Below are 25602 nucleotides of genomic sequence, written 5' to 3'. Positions count from 1 at the left end.
TTTTCCTTACGCTGGCGAGATGGCAGCAACCACCTGATCGTTTGGCGCCCCCGCTTCGAACAGTGCGCGGACCTCGCGAAAGACTTCGGCGAGCCGGATATACTTCATACATGCGACATCTTGCGCGCATTCCTCCGGATCATGATGTAGTCCGCAGCCCGCACAGGGCACCTGGCGACTGATGACGACGCCGGTCTGTTCCTGTCCCCATTCGATCCAGCTAATCCGCGAAGAATGTAGGCTGACGACAGGTGCTCCGCGCAGAGCAGCAAGATGTTTCGGACCAGAATCGTTTCCGACAAACACAGACGCGAATGAAATCAGGGCATCAAACTGGTCGAACGGAAGCTTGCGCGCAAGATAGATGAGGCGCCCTGCCCCTTCCTCTTCCGCGAACTGGTCACGAACAGAGTCATCATCGGCCATGAAGACAACTTTCACCCCCAGTTCGGCGATGACCTGTTTGGCCAGCGCGACATAATGCTGCCAGCGAGTAAAGGTTATGCGCGAGCCGGAGTGGATCAACACGTACCGTTCGTTGGGCGCGATACCGAAAGCGGCGAGCTCCTCGCGCCCGATATCCTCGCGCCGCACGATCCGGGTATCACTCTTCATCCATAGTTCGAGGCTTTTGACTAGCATCATCATGCGGACGGAATGATGCGTGATGTCGTTGTTGGACAAAGGGTCGTTGGTGACGATGTCCATCGCAAACGTCTTGGAATCGTCGTTTCCGAAGCCCATCGTCACCGGCGCGCCGGTCATCGCGACCAACCGCTTGGACGTGCCATTGACGACGAAATCGATCGCTACATCAAAATTATATGGCTTGAGCCGATCGATCAGAGCTTCCTGTGCATCGAAATCCATCACCCGCTGGCGTTGCGCCTGATCCTCGGGAAAATCCAATTCGATGATTTCATCGAATACGCCGTAAGAGCGCGACAACTCGGCGCTGGCTGAACTCATCAGACCCACCAGACGTGCGTCCGGCAGGATCTGCCGCAGATGCAGAAACGCTGCGGCAGACACTGCTGTGTCGCCAAGCTGGTCGCTGCGCAGGACAGCGACCGTATCGATTTTCCCCGGGAAGGAGTGGGGTGACGCCTTGTGAACAATGCTAGGACGGGCATTGATCCGCTCGACCAGAGAGCCTGACGTTCCCGGCTCGAACGGCGGCACGACCGTGTCCGACTCTGTAGCGAATTCCGCTGGCAGCGGGTCGGCGACAATCATGTGCTCTCGCCGCCATGTCCGCCCCTCATGCGCCTCGCCGTCAGCACCGAACGCGCAGAATATAAACTCGTGCCAGCCACGGGGCAAATTCGTGAAATCGATCCATGCGTTATAAGCCCATTTGCGAATATTCGGGTTGGAGCGCTCGAACCGCTGCGGGGCCTCGATCAGCGGGGCGTCGTGGATCACGTCACCGTCCATATAGATGCGTAAGCTCGCCATCGGGACGTCCGACACGAGATAGCCCCGAAGGGCCTCGATGCCCCTTAATGTCGCGCCGTTCCCCCATTCCGTCTTGGCATTGTTGCCACTATGCGTAAAGACGAAGGCTGGGCCGTGATCATGATGGAGTTCGTTCCATCCCTTTTTGAAAAGACTGGGATCGACGCGTTTGTCTCGCGAACCGAGCAGGTTTTCCTTTTCTTCGTACTGCGCAAAACTCAACGCAGTTTCCTTGCGAGCTAAGCGTTCGCGCCGGAGCTGCTCGGTGCGCGTCTCGCCGACGCGCAGGAGGCCCGCCTTCGCCTCATGCCATTCGGGTCGCAGTGCCAGCGCCCGCTCATAGAAAAATTCCGCCTCGTCGAGACGAGACTGATGGAACGAGAGCTGCGCGAGATCGAGATATGCCTCCGCATTATGCGGCTCTGCCTGCGCGACACGCAGCAGCAACTGCTCTGCCCGGGTAAAATCAGTAGCCTCGATATACATCCGAGCACTCTGGTGGAGGGCGGAGGCGGGGTTCGATTCCATCTCGGCTATGTGTTCGAACAGCAGCGCGCTGGCGACGAAATTGCCGCGCGAGCGCGCTTCCTCGGCGCGCGACAACAATCCTGCGCGAATATCAGTCCCGGTATCCGTGGGCTCTGGTTTGACGTTGAGGTATTTTAGGACGTTCATGGCGATAATCCGTATTACGTTGAGGAGTGGACGTGACGTGCAGACAGGTCTACCTACACCACCTCAAGGAGCCTCATCGCCTCCTGAAAGACCTCATCAAGCGTGATTTTCGTCACGCACGCGACATCATGGGCGCATTCTTCAGGATCATAATGTAAGGCGCAACCTGCACACGGCACACGGCGGATCAGGATGTTTCCTGTTAACTCCTGCCCCCATTCGCGCCAGTCCGACCGCCCTGGTTGGATACTCAGTACCTTAGCTCCGCGCAGGCTTGCGAGATGCTTCGGCCCGGAATCGTTTCCGACGAAAAGCGAACAATAGGCCAGCAGCGCATCGAATTCTTTGAATGAAATCTTGCGCGACATGTAGATAATGCTGCCATCGTCTATTTTATCCTTCGGCAGACGCTCAATCTCGGATTCATCATCGGAGAAATAGACCACTTTCCAGCCCTGGGCTAAGAAACGTTCGCACAACGCAGGATATTGCAGCCAGCGCACCATCGGCAGCCTAGATCCGCTATGAATGACAATGTAGTCCTCCGTCGACGCAAGTCCGAATTTTGCAATATCCTCACGCGTGATGTCATTTCGCTTGACAATTTGTCCGGCGCCATTGAGCCAGAGCGTGATCGCTTCGGCCAGCAGATGAACGTTTGCGGAATGCCGCATGCCACGACCACCTCCGCGGGGGTCCATCGCCACAACGTTGAGGTTGAGAGACCGGAACCCCTCGTTGCCGTTACCGAAACCGATGGTGATCGGGGCGCCGGTCATTGGCAGGAGCTTCCTAGTCCCACCGGCAATCGAAAAATCGATTGCGACGTCAAAATTATAGGTTTTGAGTTTTTTGATCAGGTCTAACTGGCCCACCCGGTTCATTACACGGTCACGCTGGAGCGCATCGTCCGGATAATCCAAAACTACATATTCGTCGAATACATCGAGTGTCTTGGCTAGATCGACATTAGCAGGACTGAGCAGACCCACGATGCGGGCATTGGGGAGTGCCTGCCGAAGCCGCATAAGGGCTCCGACCGATACGGACAGATCTCCCAACTGGTCGCCGCGAATGACGGCAATATTGCGGACCTTGCCGGGCAGCGTGTCCGGCTTCGGTGTCATAACGACGGTCGGAAGGGCATTGATCGCGTCTTGGAGACGGCGCGAGGCGTTCCGTACGCGCGCGACGACCTCCGCCGAGAAATACGCCTCCGGCACGGTCTTCCACAGGTCGGCAGGTTCGGGCGCTATCTGCAAGGAGGGGGCGACGATCGCGGGGGCCGAAACTAGGGCCTGTGCCTCAACACTTACGGCCTCAGAGACCGGCATCTGGGCAAGAATTGCCTCGACCTGTGCCCGCGAGACATAGGCAGGGCTTTCAATCATAACATCTTCGGGAAACGGTTCCGCGAAAATCACGTGTTCGCGCCGCCAGTTGACTCCTTCCCGCGGCTCGACACCTGGTCCCTTGGCTACGAACAGGAGATCGTGTGGACCATAGGAGATATCGGAGAAATCGATCCACGCATTATAGACATATTTGCGCATCGCTGCGTTCGATTTTTCGCGTCGCAACGGCGCCGGCGTAAGATCGCCAGCATAAATGAGAGTGCCGTCGAGGGAAATTTCAATGGACGTGTAGATCTGGTCAGAAACGACGTAACCGCGCAACGCATCTATGCCGCGAATCGTTACGCCGGAGCCCCAGCGAGTCGCCTGCCCGTTGCCATTATGCGTAAAAACAAAAGCTGGACCGTGATCGATATACAGTTCGTCGCGTGTCTTGGCGACGAGATCACTGCTGAGCCTGCCGTCCGCTTGGCTTCCTTTACGATAAAGGCGGCGATATTCGTTCGAGCGACGGAGATTTTCGATTTCTTGCCGAGGCACATCCCAGTCGGGATCGACGATGATGGCCTCTTGGTAGTATTTTTCTGCTTCGCCGTATCTCCCTATGGATTTGTTGAAATGGCCGAGCTGCAGGAAAACTTCCTTGTCCATGGGGGACACGGCGAGCGCCTTCTTGTAGTATCGTTCGGCTGAGGGAAAATCCCGCCCCTCTTTGTACATGTGCCCGCATATCAGCAGTAGCCCGACGGGCGGAGTTCCCGCTTCGATGGCCTGACGATAAAGATCGGCGGCGGCCAAAAATTTACCGCTATCGCGTGCCCGATCTCCGAGTGACGTCAATGTCGCTGCCAGCCTGTTAGCCGGAGTTCTCATCTTTTTCTTTAGAAGACGGTATGCCTTATCCGCGGTGTCGCCTAATTTCTCGATCTTCTGGTTCAGTATCATAACCCTGACGTCTCTAGCCTTACGAAACCCCCACCGGGTCCATCCGGAGCGATTGTTAATGATAAGACCCAATGCCTTCAAGGCCACCACACCAGCAGCCAAGACGTTGTAGCAGAGGCACGAGGGGGAGATCGAAGAACCATTGTTTGATACGGTTATTGACATTCTGGATCAGGGTCTGACCTGCTCGCTCCACACCACCGCTATCGGCCTTCTTAGGAAACAGGCTACAGAAACACCGTAAATGTTTTTCAGAATGCAACCGCTCAATGTTCTGCAAGATACCAATCAGGGTCGGCGCGAGATGACGGCCGACACCCGGAATACTGAGCAGAAGAGCTTGTGGGATGCCCAACGAATGAGATCAAGCAGGCACTGCCTGGCATCCGCGATCTCGTTCTGAAAGCGACTTTTCTGTTTGGTCAGACGTTGAAGAGCGTGGCTTCGTGGATCCGGAATATAGACTGGATCAAGAAGTGATCCACCAAATGTCGGTATGGCCGTCAAAATCTGGGCATCAGCCATATCTGTTTTGGCGTGTCCGGAAAGGTAACGGCGTAGAGCCTTAACCCGTTTTCCCTTGACGCGAACCACGGTAACGCCAGCATCTGCAAGATGGTGGGTAACAGGAAACCAGCTCATGCCGGTTGGCTCCATGATGACCTGAACGTGGTCATCTGTCATCAGCCCCATCACGGCAGTCTGAACAAAAGCGGTGAGTGAGGGCCGATCAACTTCATTTAAAGCAGACATCACAATAACGTTACTCTTACCCCGTCAGCGCGGCCGGACCGGGTTCATGCTTCACAAAAGACGAGACGATCGGCGAATCTCTCAGGGACTTCAGCCCCGAAACAGCCTGGTTCACTCTGGGAGTATAGACCTGGCACCGCTATCGATACCTGGGATTTGTAGCCAAAGAACGGAGTGGCGAGACCGCTGGATGGCATGCTTCCATCGTCCTGCCGCTTCCGCTTTGGTAAACTTCAGCGTCCAGCGTGCATGACGGTCCTTGTGGGACAGATTTGCAGGCTTGTCCTGCCAGCCTGCGGGAATACGGTCTGCTCGCAGATTCCCTTTTGCAGCGTTCTTACTGCGCTGCTTTGGAGCGGTCACCAGTCTAGCGTCCAGAATCTGACCCGACATCAGTAAATAGCTCGCGTTGCGCAGGGTCGTGTCAAAGCGGTCAAACATCGTTCAATAGCACCCGCCTAGGTCAGGCGTTCACGGAACAGCTCAAAATCCACATCACAGAAAAACGCATGATAAGGACAGGCTATCGTTGATCAGGTACTCCGTCCGTTCATCAGACAGATTGTTCAGTGTCTGAATTACTAGAATTTTGAACATCAGCACCGGATCAAACGGCGGACGACGGCCTTTGCTTCCATCTGAATAGGCCAACCAGCTCCAGATCAAAAGAGATGGAATCATACAGAACAGGTCAGAACCAAGGGGTTTTTCGTACCCTCCAGATCATCCGGACCGTTGAGACCGAATGAGTTGCGACATGATAAAGTCTGACAGTGCTCTTATCTTGCCCTCATCGAAGGTATTCGTGAAAACTATCGGAATGCGATTATAATAAATGACCGGATCAACAATCCATTGTCTGATGTTATAATGGAGAATAAATTTCGGTATCAAGGCACTTAAGGGTGCGCATATTCGCTCCGGTGCGCCGAAGATTTTCAATAGCCATCAACATAAGCGATCGTGATCATTGGTTGAACGCGCGCTCTATGAAGCCTATAGGATTCGCCTCAGATCCAATTCGCAGTTTTGTGTTGGGACAGACAATGGGTTTTGTCGAAAATCTCCCGCACATGACCGGAGTTGAGTGGGCTATGCCGAAGGATGCGAACATCGTAAACTACAGCACCCCAATATGCAGGAACCATCACTCGAAATAAGGCTCTGCAGGTTTACCACCGTTTCAGGTGTACCAATTCAACTGGCCCCGCACCTGACATACGCAATTCGATCGCTAACTCACCCAAATTCACATCCGTGCTACTATCCTTAACCGCCTCAGCACGCCCGGAATCCTTTTTCCTACGAGATCGCGCAAGAGAGCACACTTGACGACCTCGTCATGTGGAGAGAGTGAATTGTGCAACAAAATCAAGGGAATTTGCGAACCATTCAGGCTGCAACACTTGCGATGATCTTCTTGTTGAGGGCATGATGTTCCATGCTTCAAAGTCGCCAAACTCTTCCGCAACTCTTTCTAATTCAAATTCGGGTTATAGGCGCCTTGATGCTGCGCGAATTACACACTCGCTTCGGACGCGAAAATCTCGGATATCTTTGGATCGTAGGCGAGCCGATACTCTTTTGTGCTGGCGTCGCTATTGCTTGGACAGCTATCCGCCCATCTCATGAACATGGCCTTCAAACTACAGCCGTTGTCATTACAGGTTATGTCCCCTTGACGATGTGGCGACATTGCTTGGCAAGTTCCGTTCGGGCATTTGAAGCGAATGGCAGTTTGCTCTTTCATCGACAGGTAACGCCCCTCGATATCATTACGGCCAGAAGCATTCTTGAAATAGCTGGTACGATCATCGCAGGGATTATCGTTTGCTCCGGTGCTATGCTACTGGGATATATGACCCCCCCAAAGGATTATGGTCTTCTTTACGTAGGAATTTTTTACCAGAGCCTTTTTTCTTATGCGACAGCTTTACTTGTTGCCGCTTTAAGTCAGAGATCAGAACTAGTCGAGAAATCTATTAGCGTTTTTTCTTATCTTTCTTTACCATTTTCTGGTGCTTTTATTTTAGAAAGCTGGCTACCACTCAAAGCGAGAAACCTTCTTCTGTGGTCTCCGTCTGTTAATAATATTGAAATGATTCGGGGTGGTCAATTCGGACACACTATTCATCCGTATTATGACATGGTTTATAATTCATACGCGATAGCGTTCATGCTTATTATGGGGATTTCACTGACACTCAGAAGTAGGAAATATATCAACGTTCAGTAATTTTAGATTAAAAATAATTTAATTTTTAGAAGCAATTTTTATCATTGCCTAATGCAGCTGCGCTGATCAATCAGTTTATTATGAGGAGTAGAAGAGAATGGTTGCCCTAATCCTGCGGTGAAATTATCTACGTAAACCCTTTTGGTCAGCGGTAACAATAGCCCATAAGATGGTCTTTCAAAAAATTTCCGGTGAATCAAAGGTTCCAGGGAAACTCTCTCATTTAATGAGACTAAATCAGCGTGGTTAGGAATCACACTATCACCTTATAGAATAAAGAAGGAAACGCTGCGTTGCCTTCCTGTGATGTTTAAGGCAAAGCAGATCTATGGCTAAACTGTTCATCACCTCGGCCTCCAGATCCGATGTAAAATTTGGGCTTAGCATCAGGCAGATCACTGCCTGGGGTAGGCGCCGTGTAGTTTTTCTTCTGATGGTCGTTCTACCGACGTTGTTGGCCATTATCTATTATGGCCTTATAGCGTCTCCTCAATATGTCTCGCAGGCTGATTTTATAGTTCGCGGACAAACGCCCCAGACCCCAGGGTTATTGGCGGGGATCTTATCCTCTGGTGGCGCGACAGGTGGCAGCGAAGATACGTATGCCGTTCAAGACTACGTGATGTCGCGTGATGCGGCGCAGCTTCTGCTGAAAACGCAGGATCTCTCCCATGTTTTCAATATTCCCGAAGCTGACGTTCTAGCGCGTTTCCCGAATTTCTATTCTGGAGGCACATTCGAACATTTCTACCGCTACTATAAGAGACACGTAAAAGCCGAACTCGATACGACCACCGGTCTTTCCACGCTTTCTGTTCGTACTTTTGAGGCTGCGACTTCTCAACGTATCGCCCGTGCACTTCTCACGGCCGCCGAGCAGCTTGTTAACGAGATGAACGAGCGACAACGCGAAAATACCATCGCAGCGTCTCTGCGCGAACGAGATAAGGCTATCAGTCGTTTGCAGACACTCAACATTCGAATCGATGCATACCGCAATCAGACAGGCCTGCTCGATCCCCAACGTCAGTCCCAGCCGCTTCTGACTGATCTTGCTGGCCTCGATACAGCTAGAATGACCACGCGCGTGCAACTAGAGCAGCTCCGTCGTTCAACACCTAATAGCCCTTTGATCGAAGTTTTGACACGACGACTGAGTGCATTGGATCAAGAAATCGCCAATTCGGCGACCAAAGTGACAGGGGACGGAAAATCGTTCGTACCGAAGATTAGTGGATACGAGGATTTGATCTTTCAGCGACAACTTGTGGAAAGGGAAGTTAGCGCAGCAGATGCAGCACTCGATAGTGCACGAATTCAAGCTGATCGTCAGCAACTTTACTTGGAAGAGATCTCCAAACCTGATTTTCCAGACTACCCCGTCTACCCTCGAAGCATTGCAGACATAGCAATTGTTTTCGTAACTATGCTTGGATTGTATTTCATCGGTTCACTACTTGTTGCCGGTGCCCGTGAGCATAAAAGTATGTGAGATGACTGATGTTACAATGCATTAATATCATAAAGGACTACCCAGTCCATGGAGGAAGGCGCCGTATACTAAACGGCGTTAATTTCACCCTTGAGAAAGGGGAAAAACTCGGCATTCTCGGGCGTAATGGCGCAGGAAAATCGACGTTGATCCGTATAATCGGGGGGGTAGAGCATTTTACAGAGGGGAAGATAGAAAGAGACATGACTGTCTCGTGGCCCCTTGCCTTTGGCGGAGCTTTTCAAGGGAGCCTGAGCGGACTCGACAACTTAAAATTTATTTGTCGGATCTACAATCTAGATTACACAGATACTCGCGCTTTTGTAGATGATTTTGCTGAACTAGGGCATCAACTTACCGAGCCTGTCAAAACCTATTCTTCAGGCATGCGGGCAAGACTCGCTTTTGCCCTCTCGATTGTTATTGAGTTCGATTGTTATTTAATAGATGAAGTCATAATGGTTGGAGACGCACGTTTCCATGCACGTTGTCAGGAGGAACTATTTAGCAAGCGAGATGAACGGGCGATGATTGTTGTCTCTCATGATATGGGTTTTATGAGGGAGACGTGTAATCGAGTTGCAGTTCTCGATCAGGGGAAATTAGTTCCTTACGATAGCATGGATGAGGCAATTGATACCTATGAAAATCTTTAGCTTATTTATTGATAACGCCCAATAAATAAGCTACCATAAATACTTCAATATAAGCGTTACTATATATTCGTTTACTTTCAAGACTGATTAAAGAAAGAGAATCTTTCATATTTTCTGAAAAATTTTAAAATATCTGATTCAAATCAAGAATTCGACCCTATGTTTCATTCAGGTGTATCAATTTTTTCTGGCCATAAAACTAGCTCCTTCATGTTCATTTTCGAGTTTCTTGTTGTGCTCCGAGGAACGGGATTTACGAGGCCTCCATCATACTTAAAAGGCCTTTCAAGCCGTCTACCTGTTGCAACAAGTGTGAAACCAGACCAGAAAGGCTGCATGATCGCACATCCCAAGCAACGAGCTACTATGCCGAATAATTTTCTGACAGGTTCTTCCCGGTATTTCAGCGTTCTTGGTCTGTCTCAGGTGGCGCTTCTTCTGATACTTGGAGGCTGTTCGGCACTTCCTGATAGCGGGCCGACAGAACGCGGTGTGCTTTCAGAATCACGGGATACAAAGCGAAATCCGCTCGATTATGCGATTGTACGCCTCTCTCCCCGTGTTGCCGCTATTCTGTCCGCAGAGGTGGCACCATTGGTTTCGAGCTTGGATACGGCAAATAATCCTCCAGCCCACAATGACCGAGTTGGGGCCGGTGACGTTCTTACAATCACAGTTTTCGAGCTTGGTAACGGATTATTTTCCTCCAGCGGTTCCATGTTGTCCTCAGGGCAAAGTGGCGATGTTGGGGCGATCTCGCATGGGACAACAGGCGTTACGACGTCTAATTTGCCTCCTACCGAGGTCGAGGCGGATGGGACGATCGCCATCCCATATGCGGGCCGTTTGCACGTTTCCGGCCTTACGCCCCAGCAAGTTGCTGCGTCGATTCGGACGCGGCTCATCGGCAAGTCACAGAACGCGGAAGTTATGGTTCGTATCGCGAACGATATTTCGAATACCGTTATTGTATCTGGGGCAGTCCATCATCCGGGGCGCGTCGTACTGAGTACTGCGCAAGAACGGTTATCAGATGTTGTGGCCATAGCTGGCGGCGCGATGTATCCGCCCGAGGATACGCAGGTTCAGGTCGTACGAGGTGATCGCGCTGCCGAAACGGATTTAGGAACACTGGAAACATATCCTGCCGAGGATCTTCGAGCTCGTCCGGGAGACCGGCTACATGTCGTTTATCAGCCACGGAGCTATACGGTGTTCGGAGCGGCTGGCAGGCAGGCGACAGAAGTGCGTTTTGAAACACCGCATGTCTCTCTGGCCGAGGCGCTTGCACGTGTTGGAGGGCCTGCGGATGAGCGGGCCGACCCGAACGCCGCGTTTCTATTCCGCTTCGAAACTCCTGAGACCGCGCGAAGATTGGGCCTTACTACGCCAATAACCCCCAAAGGGGTTCCCGTCATATATCAGGCCGATCTGATGAGTCCGACATCTTATTTCCTGACTCAACAGATCCCGGTGAAAAGCAAAGATGTTCTCCTCGTTGCTAATGCACGGACAAACCGTTTCTATAAATTCAATCAACTAATCGGCACACTGGTCAGTCCGGCTATTACGGCTGCATGGATAGCCAAGTAAACCTCAAGATGCTGCGTGCTGCACTGTCCAACGGATTATGGATTATTCAGAAAGGAAGGGGCGAATGATACGCTCTTTACTTTTTGTCCATCATTTCCAGACAGCTTCAGTGCTTCCGGCATGTGGTCAGCGGCGTGATAAAACAGGGCAGGTGCGTGCGCATATCCGTATTGTACGGATCGCACGCCGCGTAAGCGGTGGATCGGTTGTTCCACTGTCTTTCTTTTTTCGGGAGTTTCGTTCAGTTCCGGCTCCCTTTTCTTCCACGGTAATCACGAGAATATGGTCATGATTGATAATTTCGCGTTCGGCCAAGTGGCCATTATCGGTGATCTCCTGCTTGATTGTTATATCAGCGGTTCTGTCAGCCGCATCTCTCCCGAAGCGCCGGTTCCGGTTCTTCTTCGGGCCAATCATACCGCTGTGCCTGGAGGCGCTGCCAATGTGGCACTGAATGCCGCCACTCTGGGATGCAGTGTGACCTTGGTCGGGCTTGTCGGGGACGATGAATCAGCACACAAGCTTCGCTCAGCGCTCGCCGCTCAACCGGGCATTGATATCAGTGGTCTCGTGATAGATCCCGCATGGACAACGATCACCAAGACCCGCGTGCTGAGCGGGCGCCAACAGATTGTGCGGATTGACGAGGAACGGGTTGAGACGACCACAGTCTCCACGCGCCGCCGCCTCGTGGAGGCAGCTCAAGTGGCAATTGCCAAAGCAGATGTCGTCATTTGCTCTGACTACGCTAAAGGCGTTCTGACGGACGAAGTTCTGGCTGCAATTTTCGAAGCCGCGAAACAGCATGGTGTTCCGGTGATCGTCGATCCCAAGCGGCGGGATTTCACAGCTTATCGCGGCGCAGATCTCATTACACCCAACCGAAGCGAATTGGGCGTGGCCACGAACATGCCGTTGCGCAACGATGAAGAAATCGAAAGAGCTGCACGTATTGCATCCGGGCAGTTCGGCGGTCATGTCCTTGTGACGCGTTCGGAGGAAGGAATGACGCTCTTCCGTAAGGACGAGCGAGTCACTCATGTACAGGTCCGCAAGTCGGAGGTCTATGATGTGTCCGGAGCGGGCGATACGGTCGTAGCAACGGTGGCGAGCGTACTCTCGGCGGGACAGGATCTTGAGACCGCCGTTGTCATCGCCACCAGTGCGGCGTCGATTGTCGTGGGCAAGCTTGGGACAGCAGCAGTCTCGCGTGCCGAGCTGAGCGCTGCGCTGATAAATGAGATGAAAGAGGACGAGGCAGTTGCCTCCCTCGAACGCGCCAAGTCCATAATCGAGCAGTGGCATCATCACGGCGCGCGGGTCGTGTTTACCAATGGTTGTTTCGATCTCGTACATCCAGGACATATCGCACTGATCCGCGCTGCAGCGAGTCAGGGTGACAAGCTGATAGTCGCCCTGAATAGCGATGCTTCCGTCCGGCGCCTGAAGGGCGAGACGCGTCCGCTTCAGGATGAGCGGGCGCGAGCAACCGTCATGGGGGCACTGCGCGACGTCGATATGGTCGTGATCTTTAACGAAGACACACCACTTGAAACCATTCAGGCATTGCGGCCGGATGTCGTCGTCAAAGGGGCGGACTATCAGGAACACCAAGTCGTGGGCGGGGATTTCGTGAAATCCTACGGTGGATCGGTCGTTCTCGTGGATATCGTGTCCGGTCGTTCCACGACGTCCATCGTCAAGAAAATGCAGGTAGCACCGGCATCATCGCCACTCGCCTGATGACCCGCTTCATTGCCCGTTCATCCAAGGACATACTCATGACGGTTTCTGACAAACTTTCCTTCCCATCCGACACGACGGATGCAGGCTCCAGTGAAGTCTGGAGGGACTGGCTGAGCGCAAAGGCGCTCCCGCTCTGGAGTGGCGCAGGATTCGATAAGAAGAGTAATCTTTACCATGAACGGATGAATTGGGACGGGCGCCCTGTGGCCATGAGCGGGCTACGCCTGATGGTGCAGGCACGCCAGATTTCGACTTATTGTCGCGCCACTCTTGACGGGTTTTATGACGCTTCCGCACAGGCACTGCGTTGTCTCGATGTCGTCGAGTGCGCCTATCATGGCAGCGACGGGGATGCAGGATGGGTTTTTTCCCTCGCGCCCGACGGGACGCCTGCCGATTCTCGACGCGATCTCTATGCCCATGCCTTCATACTATTCGCCTATGGATGGGCAATCCGGCTGACCGGAGAGGAAAAATACCGAAAAATTGCCCGCCAGACGACACAGGAGGTGGAGCGTATCTTTGCCGCGCCCGGTGCAGGTTATCTCGATACGGTCCCTCCCGCGGATTCCCTGCGACGACAAAATCCGCATATGCATCTGCTCGAAGCCTATCTCGTCCTGTTCGAAGCCACGGGAGACGAGTATTATCTTGACAGGTTGCGTGGTCTGATCGCGCTTACCCAGCACCATCTTATCGACCGTCGCTCCGGTCTGCTTCTGGAGTTCTTCGATTCTTCGTGGAAACCTTCAGAACCTGCGTCCAGTAATCGTGTAGAGCCCGGCCATCTATTCGAGTGGGCATGGCTGCTAGGTGAATATGGGCGGCTCGTCTCGCCGTCGGGAGAGGATATGAACGGGTTGACGGAAACAGCAGAACGGCTGTTCCGTTCTGGTCTGTCATGCGGGATCGACCAGAAGACAGGATTTGCCTTAGATGCGATGACCGAGGATGGAGTTGTTTTCGAGCGGACGACACGGATCTGGCCGCAGACAGAACTCCTTCGCCTACTGTACACTCGTCAGGTTCTAGGCAAACCAGAGAGCATCCCGGTTCACGATCTGGGCACGGCATTTCTCTCACGATTTGCTCCGTCGCGCCTCGCCGGTGGATGGGTAGACCGCTTTGACGAGGCCGGCTCACCGCTAGTAGATTACATGCCCGCTAGTTCACTATATCATATCTATGGAGCGGCGCGGCTTCTATCGGGCCGTATGCGGGAGACGGATGATGGCTGAGACACGCACAAGCATAGCGAAAAAGACAGGTCGATCCACCGTGACGGGCGCATCTTCGGCTCATGTACTCGCCTTTCTAGACAGGCTCACGGATGGCGCAGGCAAGGCGCTCCTTACCCAAATCAATAATCAGAATGCGGATATGGAGGCGATCGCACGCGAGATCGCCTCAGGCACGCCCGTAGAAGAGCTGGCCAAACTCGCCCGGACAGGAACCGTGCCGGACGGCATTGCCTGGGTCACACAGGCAAATTACGACTACGTTGGCCTCCCCCCCGAAGCAGCGGACTGCGATTTCAAATCAGGATTCGATACCTATCTACGTGAGCGCCTTGGCAAGCGCGCCGACGGTTTTGCGACAATTTTTGAAGCGCTCGACCAACACGAAACGCCCTTTATTATCGAAACTGGATGCCTGCGTGTGCCGCGCAACTGGGACGGCGATGGACAAAGCACTTTTCAGTTCGACTGGTATGCGCGTGAAAAGCAAGGGCGGGTCCTGACCATCGATGTCAATCCCCAAAGCATTGACAGTGCTCGCCGTGCCTGTAGCAGCGTCACCAGCACCATCCTCAACGATTCTGTCGCGACGCTCGATGCTCTGGGTGCGTCTGGGATGGGACCAGCGGCCTTGATCTATCTAGATTCCTTCGATCTGGACCTCGATAACCCGATGCCGAGCGCCATTCATCACGCGATGGAATTAATGGCTGCGCGTCGTCTCCTGGCTCCAGGCACGATCCTGTGCATCGACGACTTCGACGTCGCGCCGCTGGGACCGGGCGGCAAGGGTTTAATCGTAGACCAGTTTCTCAATACGATTCGGGCAGAGGTTCTTTACTCTGGATATCAAAAAGTGTGGCGCATCTCTGCGTAAAGCGCGCGCCCCTCGTTAGGGATGCTTCACTGGTGCCCGCATGACATCAGCGTAAAATGTCTCCAACCGCGCTCGATAGCTATGCATGTCAAAACGCGCCGCCTGGCCGGGCCCTGCGGCGCGTAGTTTGGCACAAAGCGCGTCGTCCCTGTCCAGCCGCTCGATGGCCGCTGTGATCTGGGGAATATCATAGGCATCCACAGCCAGGACGGCATCTCCCCCGACTTCCGGAAGGGCGCCCTCGCGTGAGGCCATGACGGGCGTGCCAAACGTCATAGCTTCTATGACCGGAAGGCCGAAGCCTTCCGCCAGAGAGGGAAACAGCAATGCACGTGCACCACGTACCAGCGTCATCAGGTCCCGCTCCGGTAGATATTCCATGCGGATTACCCGCCCGGTATTCAGGCAGCGCTCAAGCAGCCTGAGTTCGCCCGTCGCTTTCCAGGCCATCGCACCCACGATGACCAGCGGCCGCTCAGCGGAAGATGAAAGCATTGCTTCCAGAAGACGGCCAATATTCTTTTTCGGCTCGATTGAACCGAAAAACAAATAGTAACCGTCCAGTCGCAGGCCATAAAGTCTTTCAAGAACATCCCTCAACGTTTCTTCGCTGCTGTTAAGAGAAACTGAAGGTACGCGGATCGTCTGATAAGTATTATGAACGAGCGGTGCGGCTTGAGGAGAAAATGCGATGATATCGCGTTTCGAGGCCTCGGAGACCGTGCAGATCGCGTCCGCATGATGGCACAAATCGTTCATCAGACGAAAATAATAACCTTTGTCATCAAGCGTAGTGTGCGGCAGCCGCAAAGGCACAAGATCATGAATAGTATAAACATTCCGTGCACCCTTGACACGGATTGGAAAAGGGTAGGTCCAGTGCATAACGTCAGGGGGCTCCGGCAGATTCACCGTCATGAAACGTCGTGTGGCCCGGTATCGTTGTGCAGCAACGAAGAATAGATCGCGCGCGTTCAATAAGCAGTCGAAGGCCGGCATGCGTTCACCAAAAGAACGCGCGTCAATCCGGGAGTCCGCAGGTATCGTCTGGGCTGTACATCCTGCCAAAGCACTATATTGACGTGCTTTCCAGCGTTCCGACAAGAAGCGGGCCTTCGTCTTTGGCTCTTCCTCGCCCAGACGATCATAAAACAGGACTTCCCGGAGGGCTGTTGGCGTATGGGAGGGAATGTTCAAGCCATAGAGCACGTCTACCTGTACGGACATTCCCTTGAGAGCCTCGCTCAGGGTTCGGGCGTAGGTAGCGACACCTGTCCCGCGTGGAAGAGCGAGATTGAAACCATCAAGTGTCACATGGAAGGGACGTGATACGGCAACTGTCATTCTTTTACTCCTGCAGGAGAAGGGATGAAACATTCTGCGGCGTTACACCAGCCCATTTTGATCGGTTCAGCACTCATCCTTTAAGGTAGAAGATAAAGCTTACTACGGTGTGGATTACACAAAGATTTGTGCGGATCATACGTTTCGAGGCGTCTTTCCGCTGAAGGCCATTGCAGAGCGCATAAACGACCCAACTCAGAACACGTCAGTCACCCTTGTGTGGTATTCCGTGTACCAGAGAGAAAATGGCTCGATTCGTGTCGTCTGGCTCTCCGGAAATATAAACACTTCACTTACAGACTGCCTTTCAGGTAGGCTTGCGAATTACTACGTTCAATAAATTGATAGACCCCAAACGAAATCATTACATTTTTGTATCAGCGTGATATACTGAGCAAGTCCTGATATAAAGACTTAAAATGTAATCCGTAATTATGAGGGTTAAAATTCTTCACATGCTGGTTACCTAAATGAATCAGATCGTGACACATACTTTCATCTCGATCCAGCCGGATCAGACCTTCCGCGATAGATTCAATATCGAGCGGGTCACACAAATAGGCGGCTTTACCTGCGATTTCTTCAGTGGCGCCTCCCCGAGAAGTGAGAACTGGAACACCTAAAGCCATTGCTTCCACAATAGGAAGTCCGAAGCCTTCAGCTAAAGAAGGAAATACAACGGCTCGGGCTTTTCGGAGAGCTACGAGAAGATCTGATCGGTTAATCCAGGGCAGACGCACAACCCGCTCCGGATGACGGTGGTCAGAGAGCGCGGCAAGCTCTTGTCGTGCATCAAAACCGTCTGGCCCAATAAGTACCAGCATGCGTCGAGTGCGACTGAGGCTGTGGGCCCGAATCAGGCGGGCAATATTTTTTCTACGCTCCACAGTTCCGATATGGATAAAGCTGTCAGCGGGACAAGAAACATACTCTACAGGAGCAATATTTGATAATTCAGAAAGGATATTGGTAGCTTGATGAATGACGCGAATACGCTCCGGCGAAAGTCCGAAATACGTCACAATGTCCTTTTTTACAGTTTCTGAAATAGCGACGATCATATCCGCTCGCTCAATCACACTCTCGAGCAGTCTCTGGATTCGTCTAGGCTCCGTCTGACAGAATTCCGGATATAAAATCGGAATGAGGTCATGAATCGTCACAACATTTGGACAACCACGCATATGAAGCGGTAATGGACAGGTCCAATGCATGACCGAAGGTTCTTGAGCGGGATCGACGGTTAGAAGCTTTTTATAGATATTAAAATGTACATGCCCAATCCGGAAAATATCTTCGCAAATCAAATTTCCCGTTTGATTACCGATGCCCATAAAAGCTTTACGACGACGACTGCTTAAAGCTCTCGTCAAACGGAGGCTGCTTGCAGAGGGCGAATGAGCACGCGTCGCTTCATCTGTTCGTGAACAGGATGCTTCATTGAGGTATCCGACTGAAATGCCTTCCTGCTCTCTTAGTGCTTCAGCGAGAGTTCTAGTATAAGTTGTAACTCCCGTACCCATAACGCGACCGGTATTTCGAGCGTCCAGAATAATCTGCATGAAGTCAGAAGTTTACCTTATTTTGATATGGGTTCGAAAAATACGATCCAGCAGCGGGACTGTTGTGGCATAATTACCGTGAATGGGCGCATGATGATGCAAAAGGTGATGCTTTCTTAGTACCCGAGCAAGTCGTCCACGTGAGCTGGTCTGATGGCAAGACCAGTGCACTGTATCATAGACTGTATACCCCGCAGCAAACCCAAAAAATGCTGAATCGTGTGCAGGAATTCCTGAATGACACCAAGAAAACCATATCAGGAACCCTAGAGGAAGACTGACGGTCAACGGCATGATACTGCGTAGGGGGTCCTTCGGATCCTCATGATGATTGCCGTGTATTAGAAAAATCAAATGGCGTCCCATCACCGAACTGAGGCTGAGATGAAAAAGATAGCGATGGGCGACGTATTCAAAAAGAAGCCAGACTAGAAGTCCCGCCATGAAACCTATCAATATCCCCCAGCCTGTGTCCGCCTGAAAGGCTGTTACGGCCGCAAGAATATCGATCAGTATCCATACACTAAAAAAAAGAGGGAAAGGGGTCAGCGTCGTCAGTTCGAGCCACTTGTTTCGAAACAGACGGACCCGCGTCGGATGTGCCCTTAAATTCCGGACCATCATTGCAAACCTCACCCGTCTTTATACAAAAAATCCGTCAACTAAACTCCTATCATTCAGTCAGTCATCTGTAAATCATAGCAAAACAACTACCCTTGGCCTGCTACCTGCCTCATGGCCGCGAAGATAGAATCATGACCAAAGCATTGGAGGGTGGATCTAGCGAGATGGAAGTGCAGCCATGAGTTCAGGATCGAAGCCGTAATGCCCTATAAAGGAGCACCAGAACATTGATTAATCAGGAGTTCACTCCTGCAGAATACGCATACTTCCTTTACCCCTGTAAGGTATAGGCCTAATTGATAGGAAAGCGCTCTAGGGGGCCGAACTCTGTGCTATCAAACTGATAATTCGGTGGTGAAGGGTTGCCGGCGTCAAAGACATGCCATTTAGCTGCGCTAAAGTAGAAAGAGTTCCATATCCTTTAACAACTACTGGTGTATGACGTGTCGCACTCGGCATTACGGCACCTGGAAGTGAAGGACGATGATCCCCATAGAACACCAGTAAAGCATTCCGACCTGTCTGCCCGAGAGCCTGCGTCACACGCCCCAGCAGTTCGTCCCCATGCTGGAGATGATGAAGGTAATCGGCTATCCCGCCTGACCATGGCCCATGATTTTCGATAGTGACTGTAAAGATGAATGTTCCCGAAGGTCTGGAAACAGCCTCATCAATCAGCCGCAATATCCGGTCTCCTACGGCATCATCCGCGATGTGGAACCCACACCGGGCTGTATCGGCGAATTCTTCCACACCGATTAGCCGATTAAATCCCCCAATCGGCATCAGATCGTCACGCCCATAAAACCTGAGATCGTGCGGATGTAAAAACACCCTTTCCTCACAGACCTGAGCCAATCTGGCCGCCAGCGCATCCTCGGGTTGCTTTCGAGCCGTGAGATAAGGATCAAAACGACGGAAGCCCAGTTCGCTTTCCTCGTGGCCGAACAACACGCCGTATTCCGCACGCATGGTATAGGCACCAAATCCCGAGACCTGAAGCTTTCCGACGTCTCCGTCCCGTTCTGCGCGTAGCAAGTGAGGCAACATACAAACTGAAGCCTCTTCAAGACCGAACTCACGGGGATCGGCAAACGATTCACACTGGATCACCACAATCAGAGGTGCCTGAGCGGATTGCCCTAAGGATACCGGCGACCAGTTCGGAAGCTTCTGACGACGATCATCCTTCCATCTCAGCCAACCCAGTACGATAGTCGCCAACAGACCGTAGCGCTCCTCTCCCATATCGAGATCCGCATCAGGTAAAATCCTGCGGGCCAATCCAGCACGCCCCAGAATGTGCAGACACAGCCATCCAGTAACAAATAAGCACCCTCCCTGGATCCTGACGGTAAGGCCAGGGGCAGTCCGGAACCAGAACATATCCCTCAAAAGCAGGACTACGAAAGATAATCCAAGCAACGTCAGCCCCGTCACGACTAGAACTCGCGCAACTGGAGGAATGGCTCCGATATAAAATCTGGGATGCCGGACAAAGGCGCCGATAACTGCAACATCACTGAACATCAGCGGCTCACCGAGAATATTCCTCTTCAGACTTGAGCCAAAGAGCAGAAGAACTCCCATCAGAACCGTTAGCGCCGCAGCAACCAGAGGGTGCCCCAGCAATGATACGAATGCTCCAAAAATTACAAACACCAAAAAAAAACGAAACAGAGATGCTTGCAATAAAATTAAATATTTATGGATTCTCCTTGATTTTTTATTATTGAATGCAATTATATCAATAAAATTAAATAAAATAAAGTCTATCAGTATAGAACATACTATATGCACATGAATCCTTATTGCTCCAATATTAACTTACTCATGTTGGTAAATTTCTTACTGCCTCCATGAGATCCTATGTTTCCATTTTATGGTTTATTTTCATCTTTCGCGACTATCCTTTAAATGTTATCCCACTCAAGAGCTCCGTAAACATCAAATCCGGATAGGAGCACGAGAAAAGAAGAGTATCAGTCTTGAGCCTAGAAGACGTTCCGACATCTAGTCCACTTCCGCTCATTCTTTCCGCGCCTCCTCTAGGAAACCCTATTTATACCTTTACCCAGGTTCGACCATATCACGAGCTCCTGTCAGATAAGGCATCAATCTCGCCGGATCATGTCAGAAACGATCTCGCCGTAAGAATGATTTTACAGGCGCGGATAGGAGGCATGTTCTGGGAGCGCTCCGCGGCGGCAGCAGTCGCAACCGTGGTCTGCGTACCCTCTCATGCAGGGTATGCCCGGCAGATGTGGCGAAACGCAAAAGCGTGGACAAGCCCGCGTCGACTACTGCTCGTCACACCACATGACACTCCCCAATGGCGCAGGATGCGAAATGAGGCCCGGGCCGAAGGGGCTCAGGCCATCTCGGCAAATGTGGACCCGCACTCTCTTCTGGATGGAAAGCGCACATTCCTCTTGCCCCCCAAAGGTCTGACGACACTTTCGGCGCTTGCGGCCCTGACCGGACATTTCGTTCTGCGCTCCGATATAAATAAATGCTGGAAACCGGACTTTCACGCCCCCTCGGAGGCGCTTCATATTCTCCATTCTGCAACAGAGTACCGGTCACCATTTTCGGGGCAACCGATCGATATCTTTGAAGCGATTTCTCTCCTTACGGAATGGAAACGCATTCTCATGGCTAATCGCACCATCAGCGTGTGTGTCGGCATGTCATTCTGGAAACGCTCCCGGATGAAAACGTTTTTCGCAACAGCCGAAAAACACCATCCATACCCGCTTTTCCGTCGTACAACCGCTGGCGCCCTAAGCGTGCGGCAAAATCTTATAGGTCGGAACGGAATCGCCGCTTGGGCAACCCGCTTGCCGCGCGAACTGGAACAAGCAGCACAAAAAAATCACCGTCCCCTTCTCCGTGTCGAAGACGGCTTTATACGCTCTGTCGGTCTTGGAAGCGGCTTTTTACCTCCTGCCTCCATCATCGCCGACAGCAGGGGGGCCTATTACGACCCAGCCCAACCTAGTGATCTGGAAGTCCTGCTCGCCACACATCCCCTTGGAGAAGAGCTTCAGAAGCGGGCCTGCTCCCTGACGGAACTAATTCGAGCACAAAATATTTCAAAATATTCTGCAGGCGGCAACGTGCCGACCATAAACGCGCCGAAAGGGCGACGGATCCTCCTGGTTCCCGGACAGGTCGCTGACGATATGTCGGTCCGGCTAGGAGGCGTAGCCATAAAGGGCAACATGGAACTGCTACGCCGCGTCCGGGCAGAAAATCCGGACGCATTCATCGTTTATCGTCCACATCCGGACGTGGATGCAGGACATCGTGCTGGTGCCATCCCCGATGCTGACATACTTCAAGTAGCCAACCAGATTTCTCGCGGCGGCGGCATGGCGCCTTTGCTGGACGCAGTGGACGAAGTCCATACGCTGACCTCCCTGACTGGCTTTGAAGCCCTAATGCGCGGACTTCCCGTCACGACATATGGTCAACCTTTCTACGCAGGGTGGGGGCTAACCTGTGATCGGGAACCCATTCCACGGCGGACCCGGCGACTAAGCGTCGCCCAGCTTACGGCGGCCACATTGCTGCTCTATCCAAGATATATTGATCCTCTAACTGGCCTGTTCTGCGGACCAGAAATTCTCATCGCCCGCTTCGGCACTCCCGAAGTCTGGCGACCTGATCTTCTCATGCGTTTGCGTGAAGTTCAGGGAGGGATCAGAAAAGCCTTTGTTCAGGGAGTTCAAACGGTGCTGCACATCTCCGCGAAAAAGAAGAATCGGTTATGATCACCGTAAAGACACACCCTTCTGCCGCAGACACGACCCCCATCATGATGCAACGCACCAACGATGGTGTACAACGCAACATCCTGCTCCTTCAGGGGCTAATGGGGCCGTTCTTCAGGCTAATCGGCAGAGAATTGCGCCGTCGGGGATACGGTGTCTGGAAAGTCAATTTCAACGGCGGAGACCGGCTTTTCTGGCGCCTTCCGGGTGGGATCGACTTTACCGGCCGTGCCAACGAGTGGCCGGACGCCCTGACCCGTATCATCATCGAACATGACATCACTGATGTCGTACTTTTCGGGGATTGCCGCCCATTGCATAGCGCGGCCATCGCCGTCTGCGCACGGCTGCACATTCCAGTGCATGTCTTTGAAGAAGGCTATCTTCGCCCGGACTGGGTGACGTTCGAGCTTGGAGGCGTCAACGGCAACTCTACTCTTTCGCGCGATCCGACTTACTACATCGAGAACGCCAAAGCTCTTCCCGACCTACCGCCGCACCATCCCGTTCCGTCCTCCTTCCGGACCCGCGCCCTTCAGGGACTGGCCTACAATACCGCCGACCTCCTCTCCCGTTGGCATTATCGCCACTGGAACAACTACCGTCCCTGGCACCCCCTGACGGAAGGGATCGGATGGTTACGTAAACTTCTCGCCCGCGATGAGCGCCGCGCCCGAAGCGAAAAGGCACTCAAAACGCTACGGGCTTCGCATAGCTTCTACATGCTTTTTCCTCTTCAACTCGATGCTGACGCGCAGGTGCGCCTTCATTCCTCCTTCAGCGGAATGGCAGAGGCCATCCGGGTTGTAATAGCTTCCTTTACCTCCCATGCTCCCCATGGTATGCGCCTCGTCATCAAGGAGCACCCACTCGACAACAATATTCGGAACTGGTGCCATGAAGTAGCGATGCAGGCCGCAGCCTACGGCGTCTCGGACCGAGTGGACTACTTCGAAGCGGGGGATATTGCGGATCTGGTCCGCACAGCTACCGGCGTTATCACCATCAACAGCACGACCGGAACACTGGCACTTGCAGAAGGCAAACCTGTCATCACTTTGGGCAATGCCGTCTACGATATTCCAGGCATCACATTTCAGGGTCCGCTAGAGGAATTCTGGTCCAATCCGGGTAAACCCGATCCAGAAATCTTCGCGGCCTATCGTCGCGTTCTGATCGAACGCTGTCTGATTCCCGGTGGCTTCTTCTCGAACGAAGGTATGAGCAAGCTGGTACGCCACGCAATCGATCGGTTGACACATCACAGCCCACGGGATTTCGCCGCCACATCACGCGCCGAAATGGCACGCCGTGAAGCTCTGCGCCAGAAACTGTCCCGTTATCCAGATACTCCTGCGGAAATCACCTTTCCGGCTCTGCCCAAGAACGCGCTCAAAGCAGAACTTGAAGCTCTGAAAGAAGTCTCATCGTGAGTGATTCGCCGTCTGGAAACAGGCCGTTCTACACCCTCGACATCTCGCGAATTCTCACCCGTGCGAGTGCCCGCGTTCCGACAGGGATCGACCGCGTCGAACTTGAATATGCCCGCTATCTCCGCCAGCATGCGCCTGACCATCTTGAATTCGCCGCCGCGCATCCGCTCGGGCGTTTCGCTGTTCTCCCTTATGACAGGGCCAGTGCCTTTATAAAGGCCATCGGCACCGTCTGGGACAGCGGAACGGATGACGGAGGACGAGCTTCCAGACTGGGCCGCGCCCTTCTACACGGTGTTCTGCTGCCACGTCCCGTCCGCTCTACCGCGCCACATGGGCAGACTCGTGGCCGCAACATCTATCTTCTGATGTCTCACCACCATCTGATACAACCCAGACTCATCGCAGCTGCGATCCGACGGCGCAATGGCCTGTTTGTTCCGATGGTCCATGATCTGATTCCGCTTGAATTCCCCGAATATTCCCGGGAACGTGAACCCGACAGACACCTGCGCCGTATCAAGACGGTCGTCCAATATGCCGATGCCGTTCTCGTGCCTTCAGTAGCCACCGGACAGTCGCTTCGCCCACATTTCATACAAGCGCGGCGAGACGTTCCCATATGGTCGGCCCCACTCGGTGTCCATTTGCGTGCCACATCAGACGCAGACATGCTCCCCGACGACAAAGCCAACACGATCACCCGACGCAGCCACCCTTATTTCGTCTGTCTGGGTACAATCGAGGCACGCAAGAACCATCTCCTACTTCTCAACCTTTGGCGACGCTTAGTCGATATCCACGGAGAGAGCGCACCTCATCTAATTATCGTAGGCAAGCGAGGCTGGGAGAACGAACAGGTCATCGATATGCTGGAGCGCTCTCCAGCCCTGAGGGGGATGGTAGAAGAACACAACTCCCTTCCCGATACGACAGTCGTGACCCTGCTTCGGGGCGCTAAAGCTCTCCTATTCCCGTCGTTTTCTGAGGGGTTTGGCCTCCCCCTAGCAGAAGCTCTGGCATTGGGTACACCCGTCCTGTGCTCGAACATTCCAGTTTTCCAGGAGATCGGCGGCGACTGCGCCACATACCTCGACCCATTGGACGGTCCAGCGTGGATACAAGCCATTGAGACTCTATCGAGACTGTCCCTACCTCAAGCGCCCTTAGCCAAAAACCAAATCCTCACTTGGCCCCAGAGTGTCGCCCGAGCACTTGATTATATCTCTTCTTTGACATAGCGATCTGGAGGGATCGAAGAACCTTTGATTGATGTGCTTGGTCCGTAATTTCTGGCTTTTGGCGATTTGATTGACGGTTCTTGAAGTAGCATTCGATCTGCGTTTTGAGCAGATCGGGGACTGTCTCCCTGCTGGATGGCTACGCACTCGCGTTGATCCGTTCCAAAAAGAGGAAGCGGCGCATGTTGTAGACGATATTGGCCACCTGCCGCTTCGCCTTCGTGAACTTCAGCATTTAGCGCGCATGACGATCCTTGTGCGGCCGCTTTGCGGGTTTGTCCTACCACTTCTGTGGGATCCGTCCTTCCCGAAGATCGGCTTTCTCAGCGTTCGTATTACGCTGCTTTAGAGCAGCTACCAATGTTGCATCTAGGATCTAGAGCTCGACATCGGCAGATAACCCGTGTTCCGGAGGGTCGCGTCAAAACGATCAAACATCTTTCAATGACCCCCACCTGTATCAGGCGTTCACGGAACAGCCAGACCGTTTTGGCATCCGAGGCCTTGTTCAGATCAGAACGGAACGGAACGCTTCAAAATCCACAGTCAGGGAAAACGCTTCGAGCTGATCGCCAAGCCCGTTCACCCGGGGCATTCG

The 25602-nt window shown here is 52.8% G+C and carries 19 protein-coding genes and 2 pseudogenes; 11 read left to right on the top strand and 10 right to left on the bottom strand.

Annotated features, from left to right (window positions below; all coding sequences use genetic code 11):
• Positions 1-6 precede the first annotated feature (6 nt).
• The 5 genes and pseudogenes from GWA01_RS07230 to GWA01_RS07215 form a co-directional block, all read right to left on the bottom strand.
• Positions 7-2133: a glycosyltransferase family 9 protein gene (locus GWA01_RS07230; RefSeq protein ID WP_146795666.1), complete on the bottom strand. Its 2127-nt coding sequence runs from the start codon at positions 2131-2133 to the stop codon at positions 7-9.
• Between the two features lie 53 nt (positions 2134-2186).
• Complete coding sequence (locus tag GWA01_RS07225) at positions 2187-4433, bottom strand: glycosyltransferase family 9 protein (protein ID WP_186819499.1); 2247 nt, start codon at positions 4431-4433, stop codon at positions 2187-2189.
• A 55-nt stretch (positions 4434-4488) separates the two neighbouring features.
• Positions 4489-4713, bottom strand: a complete 225-nt coding sequence (locus GWA01_RS13375) for a transposase (RefSeq protein ID WP_371858430.1) — start codon at positions 4711-4713, stop codon at positions 4489-4491.
• 8 nt (positions 4714-4721) lie between these two features.
• Entirely contained in the window at positions 4722-5186 is a 465-nt protein-coding gene (locus GWA01_RS07220) for an IS110 family transposase (protein WP_222592700.1), read from the bottom strand.
• 140 nt (positions 5187-5326) lie between these two features.
• Positions 5327-5837 (bottom strand): annotated as a pseudogene (locus GWA01_RS07215) (transposase); the annotation flags it as partial.
• A gap of 790 nt (positions 5838-6627) precedes the next feature.
• Between GWA01_RS07215 and GWA01_RS07210 the strand changes: the two are divergent.
• The 7 genes from GWA01_RS07210 (at position 6628) to GWA01_RS07180 (ending at position 15024) form a co-directional block, all read left to right on the top strand.
• Complete coding sequence (locus GWA01_RS07210) at positions 6628-7422, top strand: ABC transporter permease (protein ID WP_146795662.1); 795 nt, start codon at positions 6628-6630, stop codon at positions 7420-7422.
• Between the two features lie 328 nt (positions 7423-7750).
• The gene (locus GWA01_RS07205) at positions 7751-8914 is read left to right on the top strand and encodes a capsule biosynthesis protein (protein ID WP_146795660.1); all 1164 of its coding nucleotides are present in this window, start codon (positions 7751-7753) and stop codon (positions 8912-8914) included.
• Positions 8915-8922: 8 nt separating this feature from the next.
• The gene (locus GWA01_RS07200) at positions 8923-9570 is read left to right on the top strand and encodes an ABC transporter ATP-binding protein (protein WP_146795658.1); all 648 of its coding nucleotides are present in this window, start codon (positions 8923-8925) and stop codon (positions 9568-9570) included.
• Positions 9571-9906: 336 nt separating this feature from the next.
• A complete protein-coding gene (locus tag GWA01_RS07195; protein ID WP_228118527.1) occupies positions 9907-11163 on the top strand; it encodes a polysaccharide biosynthesis/export family protein in 1257 nt (418 codons plus the stop codon).
• A 288-nt stretch (positions 11164-11451) separates the two neighbouring features.
• Entirely contained in the window at positions 11452-12906 is a 1455-nt protein-coding gene (gene rfaE1, locus GWA01_RS07190) for a D-glycero-beta-D-manno-heptose-7-phosphate kinase (protein ID WP_146795656.1), read from the top strand.
• A 38-nt stretch (positions 12907-12944) separates the two neighbouring features.
• Positions 12945-14147 (top strand): AGE family epimerase/isomerase, encoded by a 1203-nt coding sequence (locus GWA01_RS07185; protein WP_146795654.1) that lies wholly within the window; start codon positions 12945-12947, stop codon positions 14145-14147.
• A complete protein-coding gene (locus GWA01_RS07180; RefSeq protein ID WP_186819498.1) occupies positions 14140-15024 on the top strand; it encodes a hypothetical protein in 885 nt (294 codons plus the stop codon). The genes GWA01_RS07185 and GWA01_RS07180 overlap by 8 nt, the downstream gene beginning before the upstream one ends.
• A gap of 15 nt (positions 15025-15039) precedes the next feature.
• Here the strand turns inward: GWA01_RS07180 and GWA01_RS07175 are convergent, their stop codons facing one another.
• The 4 genes from GWA01_RS07175 to GWA01_RS07160 form a co-directional block, all read right to left on the bottom strand.
• Positions 15040-16368 (bottom strand): glycosyltransferase family 4 protein, encoded by a 1329-nt coding sequence (locus tag GWA01_RS07175; RefSeq protein ID WP_146795650.1) that lies wholly within the window; start codon positions 16366-16368, stop codon positions 15040-15042.
• A gap of 377 nt (positions 16369-16745) precedes the next feature.
• Positions 16746-17930: a glycosyltransferase family 4 protein gene (locus GWA01_RS07170; RefSeq protein WP_146795649.1), complete on the bottom strand. Its 1185-nt coding sequence runs from the start codon at positions 17928-17930 to the stop codon at positions 16746-16748.
• Between the two features lie 12 nt (positions 17931-17942).
• The gene (locus GWA01_RS07165) at positions 17943-18374 is read right to left on the bottom strand and encodes a sterol desaturase family protein (protein WP_229316071.1); all 432 of its coding nucleotides are present in this window, start codon (positions 18372-18374) and stop codon (positions 17943-17945) included.
• A gap of 492 nt (positions 18375-18866) precedes the next feature.
• Complete coding sequence (locus GWA01_RS07160; protein WP_228118528.1) at positions 18867-20186, bottom strand: LTA synthase family protein; 1320 nt, start codon at positions 20184-20186, stop codon at positions 18867-18869.
• Between the two features lie 551 nt (positions 20187-20737).
• Here GWA01_RS07160 and GWA01_RS07155 point away from each other — a divergent pair.
• The 4 genes from GWA01_RS07155 (at position 20738) to GWA01_RS13010 (ending at position 25353) form a co-directional block, all read left to right on the top strand.
• On the top strand, positions 20738-22330 hold the full coding sequence (locus tag GWA01_RS07155; RefSeq protein WP_228118529.1) for a capsular polysaccharide export protein, LipB/KpsS family: 1593 nt from the start codon (positions 20738-20740) through the stop codon (positions 22328-22330).
• Positions 22331-22377: 47 nt separating this feature from the next.
• Positions 22378-23763 carry a capsule biosynthesis protein gene (locus GWA01_RS07150; RefSeq protein WP_146797591.1) on the top strand — a complete coding sequence of 462 codons (1386 nt, stop codon included), beginning with the start codon at positions 22378-22380 and terminating at the stop codon, positions 23761-23763.
• Positions 23760-25004, top strand: coding sequence for a glycosyltransferase family 4 protein (locus GWA01_RS07145; protein ID WP_146795641.1), 1245 nt, complete (start codon positions 23760-23762; stop codon positions 25002-25004). Before GWA01_RS07150 ends, GWA01_RS07145 begins: the two co-directional genes overlap by 4 nt.
• A 70-nt stretch (positions 25005-25074) precedes the next feature.
• Complete coding sequence (locus tag GWA01_RS13010) at positions 25075-25353, top strand: hypothetical protein (protein ID WP_186819554.1); 279 nt, start codon at positions 25075-25077, stop codon at positions 25351-25353.
• On the opposite strand, the pseudogene GWA01_RS07140 reads toward GWA01_RS13010, so the two are convergent.
• Positions 25243-25602 (bottom strand): annotated as a pseudogene (locus GWA01_RS07140) (IS5/IS1182 family transposase); the annotation flags it as partial. The gene GWA01_RS13010 and the pseudogene GWA01_RS07140 overlap by 111 nt on opposite strands.

It is taken from the genome of Gluconobacter wancherniae NBRC 103581, from assembly GCF_007988885.1.
Lineage (GTDB): Bacteria > Pseudomonadota > Alphaproteobacteria > Acetobacterales > Acetobacteraceae > Gluconobacter > Gluconobacter wancherniae.
Note: the sequence above shows the minus strand (reverse complement) of the source record. Positions and strands in the feature narration are given on the sequence as shown.

What these genes read in the sequence shown, in the direction of transcription:
- GWA01_RS07150 (WP_146797591.1), top strand. Translation starts at nt 22,378, where the DNA reads ATGCAACGCACCAACGATGGTGTACAACGCAACATCCTGCTCCTTCAG.
- GWA01_RS07230 (WP_146795666.1), bottom strand. Translation starts at nt 2,133, where the DNA reads ATGAACGTCCTAAAATACCTCAACGTCAAACCAGAGCCCACGGATACC.
- GWA01_RS07225 (WP_186819499.1), bottom strand. Translation starts at nt 4,433, where the DNA reads ATGATACTGAACCAGAAGATCGAGAAATTAGGCGACACCGCGGATAAG.
- GWA01_RS07155 (WP_228118529.1), top strand. Translation starts at nt 20,738, where the DNA reads ATGTTCTGGGAGCGCTCCGCGGCGGCAGCAGTCGCAACCGTGGTCTGC.
- GWA01_RS07210 (WP_146795662.1), top strand. Translation starts at nt 6,628, where the DNA reads ATGCTTCAAAGTCGCCAAACTCTTCCGCAACTCTTTCTAATTCAAATT.
- GWA01_RS07185 (WP_146795654.1), top strand. Translation starts at nt 12,945, where the DNA reads ATGACGGTTTCTGACAAACTTTCCTTCCCATCCGACACGACGGATGCA.
- GWA01_RS07175 (WP_146795650.1), bottom strand. Translation starts at nt 16,368, where the DNA reads ATGACAGTTGCCGTATCACGTCCCTTCCATGTGACACTTGATGGTTTC.
- GWA01_RS07170 (WP_146795649.1), bottom strand. Translation starts at nt 17,930, where the DNA reads ATGCAGATTATTCTGGACGCTCGAAATACCGGTCGCGTTATGGGTACG.
- GWA01_RS07200 (WP_146795658.1), top strand. Translation starts at nt 8,923, where the DNA reads ATGTTACAATGCATTAATATCATAAAGGACTACCCAGTCCATGGAGGA.
- GWA01_RS07180 (WP_186819498.1), top strand. Translation starts at nt 14,140, where the DNA reads ATGGCTGAGACACGCACAAGCATAGCGAAAAAGACAGGTCGATCCACC.
- GWA01_RS07165 (WP_229316071.1), bottom strand. Translation starts at nt 18,374, where the DNA reads ATGGCGGGACTTCTAGTCTGGCTTCTTTTTGAATACGTCGCCCATCGC.
- GWA01_RS07195 (WP_228118527.1), top strand. Translation starts at nt 9,907, where the DNA reads ATGATCGCACATCCCAAGCAACGAGCTACTATGCCGAATAATTTTCTG.
- rfaE1 (WP_146795656.1), top strand. Translation starts at nt 11,452, where the DNA reads ATGATTGATAATTTCGCGTTCGGCCAAGTGGCCATTATCGGTGATCTC.
- GWA01_RS07205 (WP_146795660.1), top strand. Translation starts at nt 7,751, where the DNA reads ATGGCTAAACTGTTCATCACCTCGGCCTCCAGATCCGATGTAAAATTT.
- GWA01_RS07220 (WP_222592700.1), bottom strand. Translation starts at nt 5,186, where the DNA reads ATGTCTGCTTTAAATGAAGTTGATCGGCCCTCACTCACCGCTTTTGTT.